We start from the raw sequence: 9,226 nt of genomic DNA on the forward strand, positions 1-9,226 counted from the left end.
CCTTTCTATAAAGGTCTATGACCATTCGTTTTCTGCTTTAAATTCATTGCTCATGATGTCAGTGATTGCTTCTTTGATATTGACACCTTCGTAGATAACTCGGTAAATAGCTTGTGTGATTGGCATGTAGACACCCAATTCCTGAGCCAGTTCGTAAGCTGCTCGAGTTGTTGAAATGCCTTCGATGACCATACCCATGTTTGCTTCGATGTCTGCGAGGGATTCTCCACGACCGAGAGCATCACCGGCCCTCCAGTTACGAGAGTGGACAGATGTCCCCGTTACGATCAAATCTCCAACTCCAGAAAGACCGCTATAAGTCAGAGGATTAGCTCCAAGAGCGACCCCTAGACGGGTGATTTCTGCCAAGCCACGGGCGATGATGGCTGCCTTAGCATTGTCGCCAAATCCTAGACCATGTAATGCCCCAGCGCCAACTGCGATGATGTTTTTGAGAGCACCAGCGGTTTCAACTCCGATAACATCCGTATTAGTATAGAGACGGAAGTAGTGATTGCTAAAGAGATTTTGGACGTACTGAGCAGTTTCGAGGTCTTTAGAGGCTGCAGTGATCAAGGTAATATCCCGAACAATCGTTTCCTCAGCGTGACTAGGTCCTGAAACAACAACGACTTCACTACGAAGGTCAGCTGGAATTTCCTCTTCAAGAATAGTTGATAGACGTTTGTGGCTATCTGGTTCCAATCCTTTGGAGGCATGCATGATGACAACCTTGTGATCAAGCACCTTTGCTACTTGTTGGGCAACCAGTCTCGTTACTTTTGTTGGGACCACAAATAAAACAGCATCCACATCCTTTAGTGTTTCTTCCAAGTCATGATAGGCTTTGATTTTTTCGTCGAGTAGGATATCTTTGAAATAGCGTTTGTTTGTATGTTGATTATTGATTTCATCAATTTGGTCAGAAATATTTCCCCAAATTCGAACCTCGTGTCCATTGTCGTTTAGGACCTGCGAAAGGGCAGTTCCCCAAGAACCAGGACCCAAGACAGCGATGGTTTGTTTCTTCATCTTTTCCTCCTTGTAAGAGTTCTTCCTTTCATTTTACCATAAAAAGCCTTTTCATGCATCACCTGTAGATGAAAGCGTACTAATTTATAATAAGGAGACTTCTTTGACAAGATGTCTCTTTTTTGCTAGAATAGCATCAATATGAAGGAATGAGAAGGAGCTGACGCAGGATGTCGCTCCCTTTATCTATTTTATTAGGAGGAAATATGCTCATTAAAAAAATAAAAACCTATAAATGGCAGGCCTTGGCATCCTTAATGATGACAGGCTTGATGGTTGCGAGCTCGCTCTTGCAACCGCGCTATTTGCAAGAGGTGTTAGAGGCTTTGTTGGCCGGTCAACATGAGGCTATTTATAGTATTGGCGCTTGGTTGATAGGGGTAGCCCTAGTTGGTCTGGTTGCAGGTGGGGTCAATGTAACGCTTGCAGCCTATATTGCTCAAGGAGTGTCTTCGGACCTTCGTGAAGACGCTTTTCGCAAGATCCAGACTTTTTCTTATGCCAATATTGAGCAATTCAATGCCGGAAACCTTGTCGTTCGTATGACCAATGATATCAACCAGATTCAGAACGTGGTGATGATGGCTTTTCAAATTCTTTTCCGTCTCCCTCTTCTCTTTATCGGTTCCTTTATCTTGGCGGTTCACACTCTTCCATCACTTTGGTGGGTGATTGTCCTCATGGTGCTCTTGATCTTTGCACTAACAGCCATCATGATGGGAATGATGGGACCACGATTTGCTAAGTTTCAAACCCTTCTTGAACGGATCAATGCTATCGCTAAGGAAAATCTACGTGGTGTGCGCGTGGTTAAATCCTTTGTGCAGGAAAAAGCACAATTTGACAAATTTACCGAAGTCTCAGATGAACTTCTCGGCCAAAATCTTTATATCGGTTATGCCTTCTCAGTTATAGAACCTGTTATGATGCTAGTCGGCTATGGGGCAGTCTTCCTCTCTATCTGGTTGGTGGCAGGCATGGCTCAGTCAGATCCATCTGTTGTGGGCTCGATTGCTTCCTTTATCAACTATCTCAGCCAGATTATCTTTACCATCATCATGGTTGGATTTTTAGGAAATTCTGTCAGTCGTGCCATGATTTCCTTGCGTCGTATCCGCGAAATTCTAGATACCGAGCCAGCGATGACATTTAAAGATCTCCCAGACGAAGAGTTAGAAGGAAGTCTCTCTTTTGAAAATGTGACCTTTACCTATCCCAATGACGATGAGCCTATGCTGAAGAATGTGACCTTTGAAATTGCGCCTGGTCAGATGGTCGGTGTGGTTGGGGCGACTGGAGCAGGGAAATCCACCCTAGCTCAGTTAATTCCACGGCTTTTTGATCCACAAGAGGGATCTATCAAGATTGGTGGCAAGGATATTCGAGACGTCAGCGAGGGAACCTTACGTAAAACAGTTTCCATCGTCTTGCAACGTGCTATTCTCTTTAGTGGGACCATTGCAGATAATCTTCGTCAAGGAAAAGGCAATGCCAGCGTGTCAGAAATGGAACGTGCAGCACGGATTGCCCAAGCCAGTGAATTTATCGGACGCATGGAAAACAAATTTGAGAGTCAGGTCGAAGAACGAGGCACCAATTTTTCTGGTGGACAAAAACAACGGATGTCCATTGCCCGTGGGATTGTCAGCAATCCCCGTATCCTGATTTTTGATGATTCGACTTCGGCTTTGGATGCTAAGTCAGAGAGACTCGTGCAGGAAGCTTTGAACAAAGATCTGAAAGGGACAACAACCATTATCATCGCTCAAAAGATCAGTTCAGTCGTCCATGCGGACAAGATTTTGGTCTTGGATCAAGGGCGCTTGATTGGAGAAGGACGGCATGCAGATTTGGTAGCTAACAACGCCATCTACCGCGAAATCTACGAAACACAAAAGGGAAAGGAGGAATAAAATGAAAACCGTTCGATTTTTCTGGAATTATTTTAAAGTTTACAAGTTCTCCTTTGTCATTGTGATTCTGATGGTTGCGGTTGCGACGATTGCCCAAGCCCTCTTTCCAGTTTTTTCAGGTCAAGCAGTCACAGAGCTAGCTAACCTAGTTCTAGCTTATCAAAATGGGACTTCCGAACTAGCCTGGCAGAGTTTGTCAGCTCTGATGCTGAATCTAGCTCTGGTTGTCCTCGCCTTAGTGGTATCTAGTTTGATTTACATGACCTTGATGACCCGTGTGATTGCTGAGTCAACAAATGAGATGCGTAAGGGCCTCTTTGGCAAACTTTCTCGTTTAACGGTTTCTTTCTTTGACCGCCATCAGGATGGCGATATCCTCTCTCGCTTTACGAGTGACTTGGACAACATCCTTCAAGCCTTCAATGAAAGCCTAGTTCAGGTCATGAGCAATATTGCTCTTTACATCGGTTTGATCTTTGTCATGTTTTCAAGAAATGTGACACTAGCCCTGATAACAGTAGCTAGCACCCCAGTAGCCTTTCTCATGTTGGTCTTCATCGTGAAAATGGCCCGCAAGTACACCAATCTCCAGCAAAAAGAGGTTGGGAAACTCAATGCCTACATGGACGAGAGTATTTCTGGACAGAAAGCTGTTATCGTACAAGGAATTCAAGATGACATCGTAGCAGGCTTTGTGGAGCAAAATGAGCGCGTGCGCAAGGCAACCTTTAAAGGGAGAATGTTCTCAGGCATCCTGTTTCCTGTTATGAATGGGATGAGCTTGGTCAATACGGCCATCGTTATTTTTGCAGGTTCTGCGGTCCTGCTGAACGATCCAAGTATCGAAACAACGACAGCCCTAGGTTTGATCGTCATGTTTACCCAATTTTCTCAGCAGTACTACCAGCCAATTATCCAGGTGGCTGCGAGTTGGGGGAGCCTCCAGTTGGCCTTTACTGGAGCGGATCGTATCCAAGAAATGTTCGATGCAGAAGAAGAGATTCGTCCGCAAAATGCGCCTGCCTTTACGGAATTGCGAGAAGGTGTTGAAATCAGTCATATTGATTTCTCTTATGTGCCAGACAAGCCGATTTTAAAAGATGTTAGCATTTCAGCTCCTAAGGGGCAGATGATAGCAGTTGTCGGTCCGACTGGTTCAGGGAAAACGACCATCATGAACCTTATCAATCGCTTCTACGATGTGGATGCAGGTAGCATTTCTTTTGATGGCAAAGACATCCGTGACTACGACTTGGACAGTCTGCGGAGCAAGGTCGGGATTGTCTTGCAGGATTCGGTCTTGTTTAGTGGAACGATTCGGGACAATATCCGCTTTGGTGTGCCAGATGCCAGTCAGGAAATGGTCGAAGCAGCTGCCAAGGCAACTCATATTCATGACTATATCGAAAGCTTGCCTGACAAGTATGATACCCTTATTGATGATGAGCAAAATATCTTCTCGACTGGTCAGAAACAATTGATTTCCATCGCTCGGACCTTGATGACAGATCCTCAAGTCCTAATTTTAGATGAAGCGACTTCCAATGTGGACACCGTAACAGAAAGCAAAATTCAACATGCCATGGAGGCAGTTGTAGCAGGTCGAACCAGTTTTGTCATTGCCCATCGTCTCAAGACCATCCTCAATGCCGATCAGATTATTGTCCTCAAAGATGGAGAGGTTATTGAACGTGGAAATCATCACGAGTTGCTCAAGCTCGGCGGTTTCTACTCAGAACTGTATCACAATCAATTTGTCTTCGAATAGAAAAGTTGTCCTTATTGGGCAGCTTTTTCTTATCCATAAAAAATACTTATCACGGTCTTTAAAAAAACATATTAGACAGGAAAGGGTTGGAGTGATAAGATAAGACTGTCGCAAGAAAATCGAAAGGAGACACATCATGGCTAGAACGGTTGTAGGAGTTGCTGCAAATCTATGTCCTGTAGATGCAGAAGGGAAAAACATTCACTCATCTGTATCCTGTAAATTTGCAGAGAGCATTCGTCAAGTCGGTGGTCTTCCTTTAGTAATTCCTGTAGGAGATGAGTCCATTGTGCGCGATTATGTGGAAATGATTGACAAACTCATCTTGACAGGTGGGCAAAATGTCCATCCTCAGTTTTATGGAGAGAAAAAGACTATTGAGAGCGATGATTACAACCTTGTACGCGATGAGTTTGAACTAGCCCTCTTGAAAGAAGCGCTTCGTCAGAATAAACCAATTATGGCAATCTGTCGTGGTGTTCAGCTGGTCAATGTTGCTTTTGGCGGCACTCTCCACCAAGAAATTGAAGGCCACTGGCAAGGCTTACCTTTTGGAACATCTCATTCTATTGAGACAGTAGAAGGAAGCGTGGTGGCTAAGTTGTTTGGCAAAGAAAGTCAAGTAAATTCAGTCCATCGTCAAAGCATCAAAGACCTGGCGCCTAATTTCCGTGTGACAGCGGTGGACCCTCGAGATCAGACAGTAGAAGCGATTGAGTCTGTCGACGAGCATCGTATTATCGGTTTACAGTGGCACCCAGAGTTCCTGGTCAATGAAGAAGATGGCAATTTAGAATTATTTGAGTATTTATTAAATGAATTGTAACGGTTAGAATCTCTAGCCGTTTTTATTCGCCCTTTCAGATTTTTTATATTTTAGCAAATTTACGCAAACGTTTGAATTCTGATAAAAATTGGGCAAATTCAATAAAAAAGCTTGAAAAAATCGAAGGTAAGCGTTATGATAGAAAAGAAGAAATTTTGGAGGATTATCATGTCACATATTAAATTTGATTATTCAAAAGTTTTAGACAAATTTGTTGCCCCACATGAAGTGGAATACATGCAAGCACAAGTAACAGCTGCAGACGAATTGATTCGTAAAGGAACTGGTGCTGGTAGCGACTTTTTGGGTTGGTTGGACCTTCCTGAAAACTACGACCGTGAAGAATTCGACCGCATCTTGAAAGCTGCTGAGCAAATCAAGTCAGATAGCGATGTCTTGGTTGTGATTGGTATCGGTGGATCTTACCTTGGTGCCAAAGCAGCCATTGACTTCTTGAACCACCACTTTGCAAACTTGCAAACAAAAGAAGAACGCAAAGCTCCACAAATCCTTTACGCTGGAAACTCAATCTCATCTACTTACCTTGCTGACTTGGTAGAGTACGTGGCTGACAAAGACTTCTCAGTAAACGTGATTTCTAAATCAGGTACAACAACAGAACCAGCGATCGCTTTCCGTGTCTTCAAAGAACTCTTGGTTAAGAAATACGGACAAGAAGAAGCTAACAAACGTATCTATGCTACAACTGACCGCCAAAAAGGTGCTGTTAAGGTTGAAGCAGATGCAAATGGTTGGGAAACATTTGTAGTTCCAGATGACATCGGTGGACGCTTCTCAGTATTGACAGCAGTTGGATTGCTTCCAATCGCTGCATCAGGTGCAGATATCAAAGCCCTTATGGAAGGTGCGAACGCAGCTCGTAAAGACTACACTTCAGACAAGATTGCTGAAAACGAAGCATACCAATACGCAGCAGTTCGTAACATCCTTTACCGCAAAGGCTACGCTACTGAAATCTTGGTAAACTACGAACCATCACTTCAATACTTCTCAGAATGGTGGAAACAATTGGCTGGTGAGTCAGAAGGGAAAGACCAAAAAGGGATCTACCCAACTTCAGCAAACTTCTCAACTGACTTGCACTCACTTGGTCAATTTATCCAAGAAGGAACTCGTATCATGTTTGAAACAGTTGTCCGTGTTGACAAACCACGTAAGAACGTGATCATTCCTACTTTGGAAGAAGACCTTGACGGACTTGGTTACCTTCAAGGAAAAGACGTTGACTTTGTAAACAAAAAAGCGACTGACGGTGTTCTTCTTGCCCACACTGACGGTGATGTGCCAAACATGTACGTAACACTTCCAGAGCAAGATGCCTTCACTCTTGGCTACACTATCTACTTCTTCGAATTGGCAATTGCCCTTTCAGGTTACTTGAATGCCATCAACCCATTTGACCAACCAGGTGTTGAAGCCTACAAACGCAACATGTTTGCCCTTCTTGGAAAACCAGGGTTTGAAGAATTGAGCAAAGAGCTTAACGCACGTCTATAATAGAAGAAAAGAGTGGCTTGCCCACTCTTTTTACTCTCTTTATTCGTAGACATTGGACTCAGGCGTGACTTGTGATATAATATAGAAAGCAAAAAGGCAGACGCCTAGAGACTTTATAGGAGAAACTATGTCAAAAGATATCCGCGTACGCTACGCACCAAGTCCAACAGGACTACTACACATCGGAAATGCCCGTACAGCATTGTTTAACTACCTTTACGCACGCCATCATGGTGGAACTTTTATCATTCGTATCGAAGATACTGACCGTAAACGCCATGTTGAGGATGGAGAACGTTCACAGCTTGAAAATCTTCGCTGGTTGGGGATTGACTGGGATGAGAGCCCAGAAACTCATGCAAACTACCGCCAGTCTGAGCGTTTGGAACTCTATCAAAAATACATCGACCAATTGCTAGCTGAAGGAAAAGCCTACAAATCTTACGTCACAGAAGAAGAGTTGGCGGCTGAGCGTGAACGCCAAGAAGCAGCTGGCGAAACACCACGTTACATCAATGAATATCTTGGTATGAGCGAAGAAGAAAAAGCTGCCTACATCGCAGAACGTGAAGCAGCTGGTATTATCCCAACTGTCCGTTTGGCTGTTAATGAGTCTGGCATCTACAAATGGCATGACATGGTCAAAGGTGATATCGAGTTTGAAGGTGGCAACATCGGTGGTGACTGGGTTATCCAAAAGAAAGATGGCTACCCAACTTACAACTTTGCTGTTGTTATTGATGACCACGATATGCAGATTTCTCACGTTATCCGCGGTGATGACCACATTGCCAACACCCCAAAACAGCTCATGGTCTATGAAGCGCTTGGTTGGGAAGCTCCAGAGTTCGGTCACATGACTTTGATCATCAACTCTGAAACGGGTAAAAAATTGTCTAAACGCGACACCAACACCCTTCAGTTTATCGAAGACTATCGTAAGAAAGGGTACCTTCCAGAAGCTATCTTTAACTTTATCGCCCTTCTTGGTTGGAATCCAGGTGGGGAAGATGAAATCTTCTCTCGTGAGGAATTGATTAAACTCTTTGATGAAAACCGTCTCAGCAAGTCACCAGCTGCCTTCGATCAGAAGAAACTAGACTGGATGAGCAACGACTACATCAAGAGAGCAGAACTTGCTACTATCTTTGAAATGGCCAAACCATTCCTAGAAGAAGCAGGGCGTTTGACTGATAAGGCTGAAAAAATGGTGGAACTCTACAAACCACAAATGAAGTCAGTGGACGAAATCGTTCCATTGACAGATCTTTTCTTCTCAGATTTCCCAGAGTTGACAGACGCTGAGCGCGAGGTCATGGCAGGAGAAACCGTTCCGGTTGTTCTAGAAGCCTTCAAAGCGAAACTAGAAGCAATGACAGATGAGGAATTTGTGATAGAAAACATCTTCCCACAAATCAAAGCAGTTCAAAAAGAAACAGGTATTAAAGGGAAAAACCTCTTCATGCCGATTCGTATTGCCGTTTCAGGTGAAATGCATGGACCAGAATTACCAGACACCATTTTCTTACTCGGACGTGAAAAGTCAATCCAGCATATTGAAAACATGCTGAAAGAGATTTCTAAATAAAAAGGACTTCCGATGGATACATGGGAAAAAATGTATGAAGAAGCACGAACCTTATTCAATCCCCATGAAGTTTCTGACTTTGTTTATGCTAACCATGTTGTTGCTGCAGTAGAAGCAGAAGATGGTCAGATCTTCACAGGATTTTGTATGGAGGGCACTTGTGGCGTTTTTCATCTCTGTGCAGAACGAGCGGCTCTCTTCAATATGTATCAATTTTCAGGACAAACTAAAGTTAAGAAAATCCTCGCCTTTCGAGATAAACCTCCTTACGGCGAAGGATCAGGTATGCCCTGTGGCGCTTGCAGAGAATTTCTCTTAGAATTGAATGCTGAAAATAAAGAAGCAGAGTTCATGATGGACTACGAAACAAGAAAAACAATTAAGGTTGCCGAATTGATCCCTTACTGGTGGGGAGAGGAACGTGCAACTAATTGGCAAGATAAATAAAGGGAGTCAGTTTAACTGGCTCTTTTCCCTAATCTTTTCAGAATTTCGGTAAAGAGGTAAAAAAAGTCCTTGACAAAGGTAAAAAAGTAGGTATAATAGAAAGAGTTGAAAAGCTCAAGGTCCGTTGGTCAAGG

The 9,226-nt window shown here is 43.6% G+C and carries 7 protein-coding genes; 6 read left to right on the plus strand and 1 reads right to left on the minus strand.

Features of this window, described 5'->3' with window-relative positions; translation table 11 throughout:
* Window positions 1-15: 15 nt before the first annotated feature.
* The gene (locus tag M1G01_RS09270) at window positions 16-1,032 is read right to left on the minus strand and encodes an NAD(P)H-dependent glycerol-3-phosphate dehydrogenase (RefSeq protein WP_000745027.1); all 1,017 of its coding nucleotides are present in this window, start codon (window positions 1,030-1,032) and stop codon (window positions 16-18) included.
* A 206-nt stretch (window positions 1,033-1,238) separates the two neighbouring features.
* On the opposite strand from M1G01_RS09270, the gene M1G01_RS09275 reads away from it, so the two are divergent.
* From M1G01_RS09275 to M1G01_RS09300, 6 genes are all read left to right on the plus strand, one after another.
* Complete coding sequence (locus tag M1G01_RS09275; RefSeq protein ID WP_247931669.1) at window positions 1,239-2,945, plus strand: ABC transporter ATP-binding protein; 1,707 nt, start codon at window positions 1,239-1,241, stop codon at window positions 2,943-2,945.
* Between the two features lies 1 nt (window position 2,946).
* Window positions 2,947-4,713 carry an ABC transporter ATP-binding protein gene (locus M1G01_RS09280; RefSeq protein ID WP_000859991.1) on the plus strand — a complete coding sequence of 589 codons (1,767 nt, stop codon included), beginning with the start codon at window positions 2,947-2,949 and terminating at the stop codon, window positions 4,711-4,713.
* A 136-nt stretch (window positions 4,714-4,849) separates the two neighbouring features.
* Entirely contained in the window at window positions 4,850-5,539 is a 690-nt protein-coding gene (locus M1G01_RS09285; RefSeq protein WP_000124758.1) for a gamma-glutamyl-gamma-aminobutyrate hydrolase family protein, read from the plus strand.
* 168 nt (window positions 5,540-5,707) lie between these two features.
* Window positions 5,708-7,057: a glucose-6-phosphate isomerase gene (locus M1G01_RS09290; RefSeq protein ID WP_000018244.1), complete on the plus strand. Its 1,350-nt coding sequence runs from the start codon at window positions 5,708-5,710 to the stop codon at window positions 7,055-7,057.
* Between the two features lie 127 nt (window positions 7,058-7,184).
* Entirely contained in the window at window positions 7,185-8,645 is a 1,461-nt protein-coding gene (gltX, locus tag M1G01_RS09295) for a glutamate--tRNA ligase (RefSeq protein ID WP_247931670.1), read from the plus strand.
* A 12-nt stretch (window positions 8,646-8,657) separates the two neighbouring features.
* Complete coding sequence (locus tag M1G01_RS09300; protein ID WP_000382004.1) at window positions 8,658-9,092, plus strand: cytidine deaminase family protein; 435 nt, start codon at window positions 8,658-8,660, stop codon at window positions 9,090-9,092.
* Window positions 9,093-9,226 lie beyond the last annotated feature (134 nt).

Source organism: Streptococcus oralis, assembly GCF_023110055.1.
In the GTDB taxonomy this organism is placed as follows: Bacteria; Bacillota; Bacilli; order Lactobacillales; family Streptococcaceae; genus Streptococcus; species Streptococcus oralis_BY.